General features: G+C 67.5%; 16 protein-coding genes and 1 riboswitch. Of the genes, 10 read left to right on the top strand and 6 right to left on the bottom strand.

The genetic code is table 11. From position 1 onward, the window contains the following. Positions 1-59 precede the first annotated feature (59 nt). Positions 60-1,373 carry a PQQ-dependent sugar dehydrogenase gene (locus tag PIB44_RS13565; RefSeq protein ID WP_278069765.1) on the bottom strand — a complete coding sequence of 438 codons (1,314 nt, stop codon included), beginning with the start codon at positions 1,371-1,373 and terminating at the stop codon, positions 60-62. Positions 1,374-1,383: 10 nt separating this feature from the next. Beyond that, a complete protein-coding gene (locus PIB44_RS13560) occupies positions 1,384-1,956 on the bottom strand; it encodes a lipocalin family protein (protein ID WP_278069764.1) in 573 nt (190 codons plus the stop codon). 137 nt (positions 1,957-2,093) lie between these two features. Between PIB44_RS13560 and PIB44_RS13555 the strand changes: the two genes are divergently transcribed. From PIB44_RS13555 to PIB44_RS13545, 3 genes are all read left to right on the top strand, one after another. Then, complete coding sequence (locus PIB44_RS13555; RefSeq protein WP_278069763.1) at positions 2,094-3,035, top strand: ABC transporter ATP-binding protein; 942 nt, start codon at positions 2,094-2,096, stop codon at positions 3,033-3,035. Next, positions 3,035-3,802 (top strand): ABC transporter permease, encoded by a 768-nt coding sequence (locus PIB44_RS13550; protein WP_025977718.1) that lies wholly within the window; start codon positions 3,035-3,037, stop codon positions 3,800-3,802. Before PIB44_RS13555 ends, PIB44_RS13550 begins: the two co-directional genes overlap by 1 nt. Positions 3,803-3,894: 92 nt before the next feature. Further along, a complete protein-coding gene (locus PIB44_RS13545) occupies positions 3,895-4,995 on the top strand; it encodes a hypothetical protein (RefSeq protein WP_278069762.1) in 1,101 nt (366 codons plus the stop codon). Positions 4,996-5,010: 15 nt separating this feature from the next. On the opposite strand, the gene PIB44_RS13540 is transcribed toward PIB44_RS13545, so the two are convergent. The 3 genes from PIB44_RS13540 to PIB44_RS13530 form a co-directional block, all read right to left on the bottom strand. Further along, positions 5,011-5,712: a TonB family protein gene (locus PIB44_RS13540; protein ID WP_278069761.1), complete on the bottom strand. Its 702-nt coding sequence runs from the start codon at positions 5,710-5,712 to the stop codon at positions 5,011-5,013. Positions 5,713-5,810: 98 nt separating this feature from the next. Beyond that, positions 5,811-6,188, bottom strand: coding sequence for a hypothetical protein (locus tag PIB44_RS13535; protein WP_278069760.1), 378 nt, complete (start codon positions 6,186-6,188; stop codon positions 5,811-5,813). 46 nt (positions 6,189-6,234) lie between these two features. After that, positions 6,235-7,005 carry a ribonuclease T2 family protein gene (locus PIB44_RS13530; RefSeq protein WP_278069759.1) on the bottom strand — a complete coding sequence of 257 codons (771 nt, stop codon included), beginning with the start codon at positions 7,003-7,005 and terminating at the stop codon, positions 6,235-6,237. Positions 7,006-7,098: 93 nt separating this feature from the next. Here PIB44_RS13530 and PIB44_RS13525 point away from each other — a divergent pair, with 93 nt between their 5' ends. After that, positions 7,099-7,383 carry a hypothetical protein gene (locus PIB44_RS13525; protein ID WP_025976860.1) on the top strand — a complete coding sequence of 95 codons (285 nt, stop codon included), beginning with the start codon at positions 7,099-7,101 and terminating at the stop codon, positions 7,381-7,383. A 102-nt stretch (positions 7,384-7,485) separates the two neighbouring features. Here the strand turns inward: PIB44_RS13525 and cuyB are convergent, their stop codons facing one another. Further along, positions 7,486-8,148 (bottom strand): cysteate racemase, encoded by a 663-nt coding sequence (gene cuyB / locus PIB44_RS13520; protein WP_278069758.1) that lies wholly within the window; start codon positions 8,146-8,148, stop codon positions 7,486-7,488. A 166-nt stretch (positions 8,149-8,314) separates the two neighbouring features. Between cuyB and PIB44_RS13515 the strand changes: the two genes are divergently transcribed. The 6 genes from PIB44_RS13515 to PIB44_RS13490 all read left to right on the top strand — a co-directional run bounded on the left by PIB44_RS13515 (position 8,315) and on the right by PIB44_RS13490 (position 14,239). Beyond that, on the top strand, positions 8,315-8,872 hold the full coding sequence (locus PIB44_RS13515) for a DUF11 domain-containing protein (protein ID WP_227157485.1): 558 nt from the start codon (positions 8,315-8,317) through the stop codon (positions 8,870-8,872). A 233-nt stretch (positions 8,873-9,105) separates the two neighbouring features. After that, positions 9,106-9,214: riboswitch (TPP riboswitch) on the top strand. 61 nt (positions 9,215-9,275) lie between these two features. Then, a complete protein-coding gene (thiC, locus tag PIB44_RS13510) occupies positions 9,276-11,210 on the top strand; it encodes a phosphomethylpyrimidine synthase ThiC (protein WP_278069757.1) in 1,935 nt (644 codons plus the stop codon). A 176-nt stretch (positions 11,211-11,386) separates the two neighbouring features. Next, positions 11,387-12,478: a TIR domain-containing protein gene (locus PIB44_RS13505; RefSeq protein ID WP_278069756.1), complete on the top strand. Its 1,092-nt coding sequence runs from the start codon at positions 11,387-11,389 to the stop codon at positions 12,476-12,478. Positions 12,479-12,484: 6 nt separating this feature from the next. After that, positions 12,485-12,991: an ATPase gene (locus PIB44_RS13500; RefSeq protein ID WP_278069755.1), complete on the top strand. Its 507-nt coding sequence runs from the start codon at positions 12,485-12,487 to the stop codon at positions 12,989-12,991. Further along, positions 12,988-13,170, top strand: a complete 183-nt coding sequence (locus PIB44_RS13495) for a hypothetical protein (protein ID WP_278069754.1) — start codon at positions 12,988-12,990, stop codon at positions 13,168-13,170. Before PIB44_RS13500 ends, PIB44_RS13495 begins: the two co-directional genes overlap by 4 nt. Positions 13,171-13,366: 196 nt before the next feature. After that, the gene (locus PIB44_RS13490) at positions 13,367-14,239 is read left to right on the top strand and encodes a hypothetical protein (RefSeq protein ID WP_278069753.1); all 873 of its coding nucleotides are present in this window, start codon (positions 13,367-13,369) and stop codon (positions 14,237-14,239) included. The last annotated feature ends 37 nt before the right edge of the window (positions 14,240-14,276 follow it).

Genomic DNA, 14,276 nt, shown 5'->3' with positions numbered 1-14,276 from the left:
CTGGACGAAAAGGCAAGCTTCCGCGCCGTTTTCAATGACGTAGCGTCAAGTCTAGCCTCTCAGCGCGCGGCGGGCGCCACGCGCCAGACGGCGTCGCCCACGTCATCGGCGACCAGCAGGGCGCCGCGCCGGTCCACGGCGACCCCGACCGGCCGTCCCATCGCCTCGCCCTTTTCATTGCGGAAGCCGGTGAGCACGTCCTGCGGCGGCCCGTCCGGCCGCCCATCGCGGAAGGGCACGAAGATGACCTTGTAGCCGGACGGCGGATTGCGGTTCCACGAGCCGTGCTGGCCGATGATCGCCCCGTTGCGCCACTGCGGCAGCAGGTCGCCCGTATAGAAGGTCAGGCCCAGCGAGGCCGTGTGCGACCCCAGGGCGTAATCCGGCCGGATCGCCCTGGCGACCATCTCGGGCCGGGCGGGCTGCACCCGCTCGTCGACGTTTTGCCCGTAATAGCTCCACGGCCAGCCGTAGAAGCCCCCGGCCGTGACCGAGGTCATGTAGTCGGGGACCAGATCGTTCCCCAGGGCGTCGCGCTCATTGACCGAGGTCCATAAACGCCCGTCCTGCGGGTTCCAAGCCAGACCGACCGGGTTTCTCAGGCCCGAGGCGAAGACGCGCCGCGCCCCCGTCGCCGCGTCGATCTCCAAAATGGCGGCGCGGTCGACCTCCTCATCCAGCCCGTTTTCGCCGATGTTGGAGTTGGAGCCGACCCCGACATACAGTTTCGTCCCGTCGGCCGAGGCGACCAGGCTCTTGGTCCAGTGGTGATTGCGCCCGGCGGGCAGGTCGGCGACCTTGACCGGCGCCGCGTCGATGCGCGTCTGTCCCGTCCGATAGGGGACTTTGACCAGGGCGTCGGCGTTGGCGACGTAGAGCGTCTCTCCAACCAGAGCCATGCCGAAGGGCGATGTCAGTCCGCTGAGGAAGACGCTCTTCGTCTCGGCGGTCCCGTCGCCGTCGGCGTCGCGCAACAGGCTGATGCGGTCGGCGCTGGGCCGGTCGCCCGACCCGGCGCGCGCCATCACCAGTCCCTCGATCCAGCCGCGCAGGCCGCCCTTCTTCTCCTTCGGCTTGGCCGGTCCCTGGGACTCGGCGACCAGCACGTCGCCGTTGGGCAGGACATAGAGCCAGCGCGGATGATCCAGCCCCGTGGCGAAGGCGTTGACCGCCAGCCCCGCCGCCGCAACGGGCGCGCGGCCTTGCGGCCAGCCGACGGCCGGGGCGATCTTCACCATCGGCACGCCTTGGGGCTTGGGCGCGGGCAGGTTGGGCGCCGCGCCGAACCCGTCGGTTTCGGGCAGCACGCTTTCGGTGCCGCATGCCGCAAGCACCATCATCAGGGGCAGTATCAACAGGCGGCGGCGACCCATGGAACGATCCTCAGCGTGCAGGTAGAGCGGGGTACTCGAGTCGACTGACGTCATAGCCCAGTTCTCCGGCCCGCCGCGTCAGGCGGGCGAGCTGGTCGGCGCTCGGGACGTCCCGCGTATAGATGAAGAGCCGATCGAACGTCGGATCGGCCGAGATGAACCAGCTGTAGTCTTCGGCGCGATCCAGCACCCAGTAATCCCAGGTGACGAAGCCCCAGAAGTATCTGACCCGCAGCTTGGCGTTCACGCCCGGATCCAGGATCTGGCCGCGCCCTTCGATGGCCTTCTCCCGGCCTTCCGGCGTGTCCACCTGGCAGGTGTCGCGCACCGCGACCTGGGCGGGCGGCGAAAAGACGTAGGCGCTGGCGCCGGCGACGCAGCCGTCGGTGATCTTCATCGGCAGACGCGCCACCTCATGCCAACGTCCCGACCAAAGGCGCTCCGCGTCGATGGTCTTGAGCGGCTGAGGCGCGCGCACCGCGCTCATCGGCGGGGCCGTGACGCACGCGGCCAGGCTTGCGGCCAGGGCGATCAGGGGCGTCGCGACGGCGAGACGGCGGGAAATCGGGGCGGCGAGGGGCATGGCTGTCTCCGTGGAACGAACACAGGTTTACGCGCGCGGTTCCATGGCGGATGACTTACGCTCGGCGCGATAGTGGGGAGGGCCTTGAGCGCCTCGCGGGTCACGCCTATCTGCGAAACCACGCCCAGGGAGGTTCCATGCCGCCAGTCATCGCCATCCAGGGCCTGACCAAGACCTATAAGACCGGGCGCCAGGCGCTGAAGCAGCTGGACCTCGAAATCCGCAAGGGCGAGATCTTCGCCCTGCTGGGGCCGAACGGGGCGGGCAAGACGACGATGATCTCCATCGTCTGCGGCATCGTCACCCCGACCAGCGGGACCATCCTGGCCGACGGCCATGACATCCAGTCCGACTACCGCGCCGCCCGGGCCAAGATCGGCCTGGTGCCGCAGGAGCTGACGACCGACGCTTTCGAGACCGTCTGGGCCACCGTCACCTTCAGCCGCGGCCTGTTCGGCAAGCCGCCGAACCCGGCCCACATCGAGCGCATCCTTCGCGACCTCTCCCTGTGGGACAAGAAGGACGCCAAGATCATGACCCTGTCCGGCGGGATGAAGCGCCGCGTCATGATCGCCAAGGCCCTGAGCCACGAGCCCGACATCCTGTTTCTGGACGAGCCCACGGCGGGCGTGGACGTCGAGCTGCGCCGCGACATGTGGGCCCTGGTGCGTCGGCTGCGCGATCGCGGCGTGACCATCATCCTGACCACTCATTACATCGAGGAGGCCGAGGAGATGGCCGACCGCGTCGGCGTCATCCTCGAGGGCGAACTGATCCTGGTCGAGACGACCGCCGACCTGATGCGAAAGCTGGGCCGCAAGACCCTGACCCTGAACCTGCAGGAGCCGCTGGCCGCCCTGCCGGCCGAGCTGGCCGAGTGGCCGCTGGAGCTGAAGAACGGCGGCTGCGAACTGGAATACGTCTTCGATTCCCACGCCGAGAAGACCGGCGTGCCCTCCCTGCTGCGCCGCCTGTCGGACCTCGGCATCGGCTTCAAGGACCTGAACACCCGCCAGAGGTCGCTGGAGGACATCTTCGTCAGCCTGGTCCACCGCGATCGCGAGGAGGAGGCGGCGTGATGCGTTTCAACGGCCACGGAGTCTGGGCCATCTACCGCTTCGAGATGGCCCGGTCGCTGCGCACCCTGTGGCAGTCGCTGGTGACGCCGGTCATCACGACCTCGCTCTATTTCGTCGTCTTCGGCGGGGCCATCGGCAGCCGCATGACCGAGGTGGACGGCGTCCCCTACGGCGCCTTCATCGTGCCGGGGCTGATCATGCTCAGCCTGTTCACCCAGTCGATCTTCAACGCCAGCTTCGGCATCTATTTTCCGAAGTTCACCGGCACCATCTACGAAATCTTGTCGGCGCCGGTGTCGTCGCTCGAGATCGTGCTGGCCTATGTCGGGGCGGCGGCGACCAAGTCGGCCGTCCTGGGGCTGATCATCCTGGCCACGGCGGCGCTGTTCGTGCCGCTGCACATCCTGCACCCCTTCTGGATGCTGGCTTTCCTGATCCTGATCTCGACCACCTTCGCCCTGTTCGGCTTCATCATCGGCGTCTGGGCGCAGAATTTCGAGCAGCTGCAGCTCGTGCCCATGCTGATCGTCACGCCCCTGACCTTCCTGGGCGGCGCCTTCTATTCGATCGAGATGTTGCCCGAGGGCTGGCGCACGGTCGCCCTGTTCAATCCGGTGGTCTATCTGATCTCGGGCTTCCGCTGGGCCTTCTACGGCGTGGGCGACGTCAGCGTTCAGGCCAGCCTTCTGGCCACGCTGGGCTTCTTCTTCGCCTGTCTGGCGGCGGTGGGCTGGATCTTCAAGACCGGCTATCGTCTGAAGAACTGAAGGCCACGAAAGCGCCGAACTCGGCGCTCACCGTCCTGGCCCTCAAACGCCTTTTCGACCTGATGCGCGCTCGCCTGAGCGCCGGAGACCGAATGTCCGACGCCGACGACAAGACCCCATCGACCGACAACCCGGCGCCGGACGCCGCGCCGCGCGCTTCAGCCCCGTTCCGGCGGGGCCAGATCACCTGGGGCCGCCCGCCCCAGGCCGCCTTCCACGTCGGCCCCCTGCCGCGCGACGAAGGCCTGGCCCGCCTGACCGCCATGCCGCCGCACCCCAAACCGGCGCAACCAAAGCCCGCCCAGCCCCAGCCTGCCCAGCCTCAGCCCGCAAAGCCGACGCCCCCGGTGTCCGCGCCCCGTCCATCGGGCGTCTTCAGCGGGTCGATGGTGCCGCGTCGCCAGCCCGCCCCGGTCGGCGCTCCCCAGCCTGCCGCGCCCCAGTCAGCCGCGCCTCGACCGGCCGCGCCCCAACCCGCGTCGCAGCCGAGCGTCGCCGCCCGCCCGACCCCGCCGCCCGCGCCGCGCCCGACGCCCGCCGCCCCGATGTCTGCTGCTTCGCCGTTTTCCGCGCCGCAGCCCGCAACGCGCGCGCCCCAACCGGTCGAGCCTGTCGCTGCGCCGCTGGCCTCGCCTGCAGCCAAGCCCCGCTCGCGCTGGCCGCTCTATGTCGGCGTCGCGGCGGCGGCCGTTCTGGTTCCCGTGACGGTCTGGCTGCTGGCCCGCTCCGGCGCGCAGGATGCCGCCGTCGAGGCGCCCGCCGCCGCGCCAGCCCCGGTGATCGAAACCCCCGCCGCGCCGGTTGAAACGCCTGCGCCCGCGCCGACCGTCGCCGAGGCGCCCGCCGCCGTTGCGGCCGCTCCCGCGCCTTCACGCAACGTCAGCCCCGCGTCCGCGCGCCCAGCGCTGGTCCCGGCTCGCCCGACGACAAGGGCGCCCGCGCCCTCTGCCCCGTCGCCGGCCATCCCTGCGCCCACGGCTGAGCCGCCCGCCGCTACGCCTGCGCCGATCGTGGTGACGCCGCCTGCCGCGCCAGCGCCATCTGCCGCGCCGGCGCCATCCGCCGCGCCTGCGCCGTCTGCGGCGCAGCCGGACGCTCCGGTCCGGTCAGAGGGCCCGCCGCCGACCCAGGCCCGCCCGGCCCAGACCGACCCCAACGCCCCGATCGTCACCCGGCCCCAAAAGCTGGACTGATCGACAAAATAGGCCCTAGCGTAAGGAGAAGACTAAGCGGCTGACTGTCAGTCGTCCGGGCTCCACCCCATGGCCCAACCGCAGACGCGCCTTGCGCAAGGCTTTCAGGGCTTCGACGCCAAAGTCTGCGTTCGGCGGATTTTCCGACTCGATGCGACAGTCTTCCAGAGCGCCCTGGGCGGCGACGACGCAGCTATAGATGACCTCGCCACGGCTCAACCGCATCGCCTTGGCCGGATAGTCGGGCGCCGGGGCCAGGGTCCAGGTCTCTCGCAGGCTGGGCGGCCTGGGAAATGAAGGCTCGGTCTCCAGCAGGCCGTCGCGCGCGGCATCCGGGTCCGTCCCACAGGCGGCACGCACTGCATCGATGGCGCTGTTGTCCGACGGCAGGGGCAGCCGCACCCGCTCTCGGGGCTGGTTCGGTTCCACTGGAACCGTGGGGGACGGCTCAATGATCAGGTCGCCGCCCTGGTGGAACAGTCGGGCGACGCGGCCCGGCCGGATGGCGGCCATGATGGCCTGTCCGGGGACGTTGATCCAGGTCTGACGCTCCGCCTGGCCGTTCTGCGTCCAGGTCAGAGGCCGCATGCCGTGCGCCGCCTCGACGGGAAAGCCGATCAGCAGGGCCTCCAACCGGTTGTTGAAGCAGCGCAGGATGAGGCTTTGCCCGCCTTCATAGCTGATGCTGGCGCTCGGCCCCTTGTCGGTCTGGGCCATGTCCCAGCCATCCGTTGCTTGCGCTTGCGCGGGAGCGGCGGTCAAAAGCACGGGTAGGGCCAGCAGAAGGATCACACGCATCGGGTCAGCCCCCTTGGCTATTTCAGCGGAAGATACCCGCGTTCCACCATCCGGCGCAGGCCGTCATAGGCCTCGCTCAGTTCGTCATAGGCGGTGCGGGCGGCGGTCAGGCGGGCGACCTGATCGGGCGTCGCCGGGGCGCCGGATTCGGCCAGGCGCACGGCCTCGGCCCCCCACCGCGCCCGCGCCTGGGCCGTCAGCACGGCCAGCTTCTGAAAGGCGGCGACGTCGACCTGAGCCATTGCATGGCCGATCAGTTCGCGGTTGGCGACATAGGCGGCGTAGTCGATCTGATCCAGCAGGCCGCGCAGGCGGCGTTGCTCCTGCGGCTCCATGTCCTCGGGCATGAAGTAGTCGCTGGAACGGCGGCGGGACTGGGTCAGCATGGTCGACATGACGGCCTCGGACGAAACAGCGATCCGCAGCCTGACCCTGTTCTGGTTAACCGGTCGTTTGCACGCCCCGTTGCGCGTCCTGCTGAACGCCCCTGGGCACCAGCTTCAGCCGCTCGCGGTCCGGCGCGCCCAGACCGCGCGGGCAGCGCATCGGCCGATAGTCCTTGGAATAGCAGAGCCGCGCCTCGCGGAACCAGCCGTCGGTGGTGGCGATGAAGACCCCGTCGCGCGGGAAGCCTGGATTGGCCGCGACAAAGGCGTCGCGGATGGCCCCAGCGGTCAGGCGCTGGGCCGGAATGGCCTCCAGGTCCGGTTTGTTCAGCCCGTCCCACATCTTCGCGGCCTGCGCGAAATAGGCCTCGGGGCTGTCCCAGCCGCAGGTGCCGTGCGCCGCCCACTCATGCTGTTGCAGGCTGGGCGAGGGGATCATGCAGAAATGCTCGCGCACCGTCTCGACCGCAATGGCCGGGCCGGGCGCGGCGCAATAGCGCGGGTGCTTGTTGTCCGCCCCATTGGGCCAAAGCCCATGCAGGGTCAGGCCGAACTGATTGGCGGCGCACTGATAGCGGGCGTCGGGATAGTCCTTGCCGCTGCGGCAGGCCTGCGGCGACCAGCTGACCGCCAGCATGTTGAAGGCGACGGCGACGTCGGCGGCGACCTCGTCCTGCGGAATGCGATAGGGGCGGGCCGGGCGCAGGTCGTCCGGCACGTCGCAGACGGCGCCCGCGACCTGGGTCGGTTCAGGCTCGGCGCCGGTCGAGACGGTGCAGGCGCCCAGCAGGAGCGTCAGGGCGGCTAAGGCGAAGGGAATGCGCATGGCTCACCCGTAAACCCTGCGTGATCCTCGGCCAAGGCGGAACCCGCGCACGGCCCCGGCCATTGATAAGCGTAAGCATAAGAGGATGAGTCCATGCCCGATCAAGACGCCTTTGAAGTCGCTCTGGAAGAGGCGATCGCCCTGTTTGAACAAGGCGAAAACATGAATCAGGCGCGGTTCGACGAACTGATCGCCGAACTGGAGGCGCGCCGCCCCGCCCTTCACGCCGTGGCCGAGGACGACCCCCGCGCCGAACGCGCCCGTGAGCTGGAGCGCCGCGCCGCCGAGCTTGAGCATCGCGCCGCCCAGGGCCACGGCCAGATGGACGAGGTCAACAGCCTGCTGTCGCCCCTGATGGGCAAAAAGTCGGAGACCTGATCCTGCCGAAGACGCCGTCATCCCGGCGAGCCGGGACCGCCCCAAGCGCCGCCGTCAGAGCGTGCGGCGGTCCCGAACAGCCCGGGCTGGCGGCCAGGCCGCCTATCGACAGGCCGCGACGCAGGCCTGCGCCAACACCTCGGCGGAATCGATCAGCCGCGCGCTGACATCGGCCTGATCCAGCAGCAGCGGCACCTCGGTGCAGCCGCCGATCACAGCCTCGGCGCCTGCCGCGATCAGGGCCTGCGCCAGATCGCGCATGGCCGCGCGCTGATCGGGGCCGACCTCGCCCGCCTTCACCGCGAACACGACCTGCATGAACCGTTCGCCCTCGGCGGGGGAGGGGGCGACCATCGCCAGCCCCTCGGCCGCCAAAGCCTCGGCGTAGAGCCGCATCCCGCCCGGCGTCGCCAGCACCCCGACCCGCCGCGCCCCGGTCCCAGCCGCCGCCCTGGCCGTTTCCGCCACCATGTCGATGAAGGGCAGGCCCGCCGCGCGGATGGCGGCCGCATGGGCGTGGGCCGTATTGCACGGCATGGCCAGCACCTGCGCCCCCGCCGTCTTCAACGCCTGCGCCATCTCGCCCAGCGCCCGCCCCGCCGCCTCGGACTGGGTGTGACGGTTCGGGACCTGAGGATTGATGTCGGCGATGACCCGCACATGGTCTTCATCCGCCCTGGCCGGCGTCAGCGCCTGAACCCGCGCCAGAAAAGCCACCGTCGCGGCCGGCCCCATGCCCCCCAGCACCCCCAGAACCTTGCTCATGTCGATCTCCCCGCGGCACGTCCGCCTCCACGCGGCTCTCATGCGAGCGGAAGGCGTGCAAGGTAAAGCTCGGCAGCGCCGGATAACCCTAAAAATCGTCGATCTCTATTGACTAACCGATGATTACATTGTTCGACGCGGCGCTATCTGTCGAAGGTCAAGTACGATGAAGTTCCTTGCCGGTCTCGCCTTCGGGCTCTTGCTGTCCCTGGCTACGACTGCCGTCGCGGCCCCCCAGGCGGACCTGGCGATCGGGATCTCTTCCAGTCCGGCGTCGCCCGAGCCGGGCGACCTGATCACCTATACGATCGCCGTCACCAATTACGGCCCGGCTGCAGCTGCGAATGTGGTGACGACCCATACGCTGTCGCCTCATCTGATCTGGGTAAGCGCCACCGGCGGGTGCGTCGGACACCAGTCCGGCTCCATCATTCAGTGTTCGGGGGCGCTTTCGCCTGGGGATCGGGTCACCTACACGGTCGTTACGTCGCTGTCGTCGAGCGCGTCGCTTGGCGACGATATTGTCGACGTCGCGTCAGTGACCTCCGATACGCCAGATTCTAATCCAGTCAACAACTCGGCGTCTTTGACCAGGACAATCGGCGCCGTAGTCCCCCCGCCTGCGCCCGTTCCGACACTGACCGAATGGGCCATGATCCTGCTGGGCGGCCTCTTGGCGGGCGGCGCTGTGCTGCAACTAGAGCGCCGCCGACGCGCCGTCTGAAGCGGCGGCCCCACAAAAATGATTATTGTTCGATAAAGCGCGTTAACAGGCGACCGGCGGCGGAACCAACCTCGCGGTCGGGGGTTCAGCAATCGGACCCGTCGGACGCCCCCCCAACCCCGACGCAGTCTGCGGCGGCCCGGCCTTAACGCCCCCCCGACTGAGAAGCCGGGCCGCCCCCTCTCTTATTCCCATCGCTTCGCTTGACCCGCCCCGCAAACGGGCTAGGCTTGCCGTGTTCTCCGGGGGGTCGCGATCGAGCGGCTGAGATTGGCGTAGGCGCCTGACCCGTCGAACCTGATCCGGGTCATGCCGGCGAAGGGACGAGTTCACCGCTTTCGACGCCCGGCGTCGGGGCGCTCATACCGCGCCGGCGGACCTCTTCTCGCAGGAGGCCGCCACAATGAATATCCACGTCACCGACACCCAAACGCCGACCGAGGCTCAAGCAGCGAGCGACCGCGTCGCGAGCGATAGCCTCCCTCTCAGCGAAGCGCGCCAACAAGTCGCCGCCGAGCACGGCACGATCCCCACCGGCCCCCGCGCGGGCGGCCGCAAGGTCTATGTCGCGGGCGAGCTCTTCCCCGACATCCGCGTCCCCTTCCGCGAGGTCGCCGTCCACCCCAGCGCCAATGAGCCGCCGGTGACGATGTATGACAGCTCCGGCCCCTACACCGACCCGTCCGTGACCATCGACATCAAGAAGGGCCTGCCCAAGGTCAAATCCAGCTGGCAGCTGGATCGCGGCGACATCGCCCCCGTCGCCAACCCGCGCGAGGTCAAACCCGAAGACAACGGCCACGCCTCCGGCAAGCACCTGGCTCCCCGCTTCGACACCTCTAACCATCAGGTGTTCAAGGGCGTCGAAGGCCGCCCCGTCACCCAGTACGAATACGCCAAGGCGGGCATCATCACGCCCGAGATGGAATACGTCGCCATCCGCGAGAACCTGCGCCGCGAGCAGAACGCCCCCTGCATCCGCGACGGCGAAGACTTCGGCGCCGCCATCCCCGACTTCGTCACGCCCGAGTTCGTGCGTCAGGAGATCGCGCGCGGCCGCGCCATCATCCCGCACAACATCAACCACCCCGAAGTCGAGCCGATGATCATCGGCCGCAACTTCCTGGTGAAGATCAACGCCAACATCGGCAACTCGGCCGTCCTGTCCAGCGTCGATGACGAGGTGGACAAGCTGGTCTGGGCCACCCGCTGGGGCGCCGACAACGTCATGGACCTGTCGACGGGCCGCAACATCCACAACATCCGCGACTGGATCATCCGCAACAGCTCCGTGCCGATCGGCACCGTCCCCATCTATCAGGCGCTGGAGAAGGTGAACGGCATCGCCGAGGATCTGACGTGGGAAGTCTTCCGCGACACCCTGATCGAACAGGCGGAACAGGGCGTGGACTACTTCACCATCCACGCGGGCGTGCGCCTGCCCTTCGTGCCGATGACGGCGAAACGCGTGACGGGCATCGTCTCGCGCGGCGGCTCCATCATGGCCAAGTGGTGCCTGTCCCACCACAAGGAGAGTTTCCTCTACGAGCATTTCGAGGACATCTGCGACATCATGCGCGCCTATGATGTCTCGTTCAGCCTCGGCGACGGCCTGCGCCCCGGCTCCATCGCCGACGCCAATGACGAGGCCCAGTTCGCCGAGCTGCGCACCCTCGGCGAACTGACCAAGATCGCCTGGGCCAAGGGCTGCCAGGTCATGATCGAAGGCCCCGGCCACGTGCCGATGCACAAGATCAAGGCCAACATGGACGAGCAGCTCAAGCACTGCCACGAGGCGCCCTTCTATACGCTTGGCCCGCTGACCACCGACATCGCCCCCGGCTACGACCACATCACCTCGGCCATCGGCGCGGCCATGATCGGTTGGTTCGGCACGGCCATGCTCTGCTACGTCACGCCCAAGGAGCATCTGGGCCTGCCCGACCGTCAGGACGTCAAGGACGGCGTCATCACCTACAAGATCGCCGCCCACGCCGCCGACCTGGCCAAGGGCCACCCCGGCGCCCGCGCCCACGACGACGCCCTCTCCAGAGCGCGCTTCGAGTTCCGCTGGGAGGACCAGTTCAACCTCTCCCTGGACCCCGAGACCGCCCGCAAATTCCACGACGAGACCCTGCCGAAGGAGGCGCACAAGACCGCCCACTTCTGCTCCATGTGCGGCCCCAAGTTCTGCAGCATGAAGATCAGCCAGGACATCCGCGACGCCGCCAAGGCCCAGAACGACGCGGGCGCCAGCCTGACGGCCGCCGAGGCGGGCATGGCCGAGATGAGCGCGAAGTTCAGAGCCGGGGGCGGGGAGATTGAGGTGAAGGTGTGAACTACGGAAAACGGCGTGACCAAGCGGTCACGCCGTTTCGATCCGATAAGAATTTTTCTTTAAAATCATTGCATTGATGAGCCGTAGCCAAATCGAACCAATTTTTCGATTGAACGACGGTTGACGAACATGGATTCGTGTACCACCTTTGTTCCATGAGCAAAGGAAAATCGGTGATGCCTGAACCAAAGAACGAGCCGAAACGGACGCGGATCAGCCAATCCGACTCCCCCAACTTTTCCCTTGAAGAGGCTCTACGCATTCCCGCAGGACTTTGGGAACACTATGCTGGTAAGGCAACAGCTCCTCACAACGTAGCTATGGCCTTAAATCTAAGCCCTACGAGTGGAAGCTGGCGGAACTTATGCGGAGCTTCGCTAGCATACGGTTTGACGGACGGTGGATATAACGCATCCGAAATTAGTCTCACTGATTTAGGCCGCCGAGTAGTAGCTCCCACGAGCGAAGGCGAGGACACCATTGCTTTACAGGAAGCGGCGCTCAAGCCACGCATCCTTGGCGAGTTTTTCCGTCACTATGACCGCGCAAAATTCCCGCGTGACGACATCGCGGCCAATGTCTTGATTCAGAAGGGCATTCCCAAAGATCGGGCTGACAGCGTACTTTCGCTCCTCAAGCGGAACGGCGAGCACGTCGGCTTCATCAAACAAACAAAGACCGGTCCGTTTGTGTCCCTAGACGTCGCGCAACCGGTCGCCGACCGCTCGCCCCAGCACTCCGAGCTTGATGACTGTGACATCACACAAAGCGAGCATGAGGTGCCAGTTTCAGTGCTGCCTCCTGCTGTTTCGGCCCCGGCAGTTGCGGCTAACGCCAGCAACACAAACCGTGTCTTTATCACGCATGGCAAGAACCATGCGATCTTGGATCAGATTAAGGAAGTCGTCGAGCTAGGCGGTTTTGAACCTATAATCTCAACTAGAACTGAGACCGCTGCCAAGCCAATCCCCGACAAAGTAATGGATGACATGCGGAGCTGTAGCGCTGCCGTAATCCACGTAGGCTCGGAGGGTGTCCTAACCGACGCAGATGGCAAGGAGCATCCGCAGATCAACCCGAACGTCTTGATCGAAATTGGCGCCGCGATGGCCCTCTACCGAGGGAGGTTCATATTGGTTGTCGAGCAGGGCGTATCGCTGCCTTCCAATCTCCAAGGTCTTTATGAATCTCGCTATACTGGTAGTGCCATAGAATTTCAGGCGGGCATGAGAATTCTAAAAGCGCTGAGAGGGTTAAAAGCGCAGTAGGCAGTCATGCCCACCCTCGTCCTCCTCGCCGGGCCGAACGGCGCCGGAAAGACCACCTTCATCAACGGCTTCCTGCGGGAACGGGCCGAGGCGTTTCAGTTCGTCAATCCCGACGAAGTGGCGCGGTCCCTGCCGCATGGCCCCGGTCGTGATCTGACCGCCGGGCGGCTGGTGCTGGAGCGGCTGGACGAACTGACTGCCGCCCGCGCCGACGTGGTGCTGGAGACGACGCTGGCCACGCGCACCCACGCCCGCCGCATCCGCGACTGGAAGGCGGCCGGATACCGTTTCGAACTGGTCTATCTGCGCCTGCCCTCGGTCGAGGCCTCCATCGCCCGCGTCGCGCATCGGGTCGCGCGCGGCGGCCACGGCATTCCCGAAGAGACGCTGAGACGGCGTTATCCGCTCAGCCTCGACTACCTCGAAACCGTCTACAAGCCGCTGGCCGACGAGTGGAAAGTCTATGCAAGTGGCGGCGACACCCTCGAACTGCTAGACTGGCATCCACGATGACCAAGTCATTCTTCGACCACGAAACCATCCTCAAGGCTGGCCGTCGCGCCGCCGAGATGGCCAAGCATGGCACGCGCGAGGAGCAGTCCGGCAAGTTCCTGCCGCCGCCCGGCTGGAAGGGCCATCTGGTCACGGGCGCCGCCGCGCCGAAGCTAGAACCCAAACGCAAGCGGGCCTGATTCTCTTTCCTCCCCATGCAATGGGGAGGGGGACCGCGTAGCGGTGGAGGGGCTTTACAGCAGCGGAACCAAGCGGCCCCTCCGTCTCGTCGGCTTCGCCGCCGATCCACCTCCCCACTGCGTAGGGAGGAGAAGCCCCGTCCGATCCTGACGCACCCGCCCTTCATCCTCCGCCTTTCAGGCAGGAGGCGGCGCGATGGACCATCAGGCTTCGGGCGGGCGGGAGAAGGACTGGCCCGAGAAGGAATGGCATGAGGAGGCGCCGCGCATCATCGCCTCCGGACGGTGGGAGCAGGACGAGTACGGCGACACCACCTACATCCCCGACCATGTGCGGCCCTCGACCGCCGAGCGGGCCGAGACGCCCCCTCCAAACGACGATGACGCCCCGCGCGGCCATGACGGCGAAGACCCGGCGCCGCGGGACGGCTATCGCGTCCGCTCCGAGGCGACCTGGGCGGCGGCGCGGCGCGACTATCTGGCCGGGGATACGGCCGAGGCCGTCTGCGACCGCTATGGGCTGAAGCTGGGGACGCTGCGGTCCCGCGCCGCGCGCGAGGGCTGGCGCCGCTGCGACGCGGGGGACCCCGATCCGTGGCCTGACGAGGACGATCCGGTCGAGGATGCGGCCGCGGACGCCCCCGATCTGGCCGCGATGGCGGCTCAGGCCCTGATGCGGCTGAACCGGGCTGTGCGGCGCGGCCGGGCGGCCGAGGCGGCGTCGTGGCTGCGCACCTGGCGGGCGCTGACCGACCCAACCCTTCTGGCCGCCGCCGAGCCGGAAAGCCCGCCGCCTGCGCCTGAACCGGACCCGCTCGACACGCTGGAAGCCGACATGAAGGCGGTCGCCGCCGTCGCCCGCGACGCCGCCCGCCTGGCCCCCGACGACCTGCTCGGCCGCCGCGCCGTCGAGGCCCGCCTCGCCGTCCTCAGCGCCCGCATCGAGCGGGAAGAGAGGGCGGCGATTGCAGACGATTCAGACGAATTGGACTCTGTTTTTCCAACCCTTCTCCCCTTGAGGGAGAAGGTGGCCCGTAAGGGCCGGATGAGGGGTGTCGGCGCGACATGACGCGCTTTCGCTCCCTCGGGTTGATTGGAAAACGGGG

It is taken from the genome of Brevundimonas sanguinis, from assembly GCF_029636725.1.
Lineage (GTDB): Bacteria > Pseudomonadota > Alphaproteobacteria > Caulobacterales > Caulobacteraceae > Brevundimonas > Brevundimonas sanguinis.
Note: the sequence above shows the minus strand (reverse complement) of the source record. Positions and strands in the feature narration are given on the sequence as shown.

Coding starts and splice junctions, on each gene's coding strand:
- PIB44_RS13525 (WP_025976860.1), top strand. CDS start 7,099: ATGCCCGATCAAGACGCCTTTGAAGTCGCTCTGGAAGAGGCGATCGCC.
- PIB44_RS13530 (WP_278069759.1), bottom strand. CDS start 7,005: ATGCGCATTCCCTTCGCCTTAGCCGCCCTGACGCTCCTGCTGGGCGCC.
- PIB44_RS13545 (WP_278069762.1), top strand. CDS start 3,895: ATGTCCGACGCCGACGACAAGACCCCATCGACCGACAACCCGGCGCCG.
- PIB44_RS13535 (WP_278069760.1), bottom strand. CDS start 6,188: ATGTCGACCATGCTGACCCAGTCCCGCCGCCGTTCCAGCGACTACTTC.
- cuyB (WP_278069758.1), bottom strand. CDS start 8,148: ATGAGCAAGGTTCTGGGGGTGCTGGGGGGCATGGGGCCGGCCGCGACG.
- PIB44_RS13495 (WP_278069754.1), top strand. CDS start 12,988: ATGACCAAGTCATTCTTCGACCACGAAACCATCCTCAAGGCTGGCCGT.
- PIB44_RS13505 (WP_278069756.1), top strand. CDS start 11,387: ATGCCTGAACCAAAGAACGAGCCGAAACGGACGCGGATCAGCCAATCC.
- PIB44_RS13555 (WP_278069763.1), top strand. CDS start 2,094: ATGCCGCCAGTCATCGCCATCCAGGGCCTGACCAAGACCTATAAGACC.
- PIB44_RS13550 (WP_025977718.1), top strand. CDS start 3,035: ATGCGTTTCAACGGCCACGGAGTCTGGGCCATCTACCGCTTCGAGATG.
- PIB44_RS13500 (WP_278069755.1), top strand. CDS start 12,485: ATGCCCACCCTCGTCCTCCTCGCCGGGCCGAACGGCGCCGGAAAGACC.
- thiC (WP_278069757.1), top strand. CDS start 9,276: ATGAATATCCACGTCACCGACACCCAAACGCCGACCGAGGCTCAAGCA.
- PIB44_RS13560 (WP_278069764.1), bottom strand. CDS start 1,956: ATGCCCCTCGCCGCCCCGATTTCCCGCCGTCTCGCCGTCGCGACGCCC.
- PIB44_RS13515 (WP_227157485.1), top strand. CDS start 8,315: ATGAAGTTCCTTGCCGGTCTCGCCTTCGGGCTCTTGCTGTCCCTGGCT.
- PIB44_RS13565 (WP_278069765.1), bottom strand. CDS start 1,373: ATGGGTCGCCGCCGCCTGTTGATACTGCCCCTGATGATGGTGCTTGCG.
- PIB44_RS13490 (WP_278069753.1), top strand. CDS start 13,367: ATGGACCATCAGGCTTCGGGCGGGCGGGAGAAGGACTGGCCCGAGAAG.
- PIB44_RS13540 (WP_278069761.1), bottom strand. CDS start 5,712: ATGGCCCAGACCGACAAGGGGCCGAGCGCCAGCATCAGCTATGAAGGC.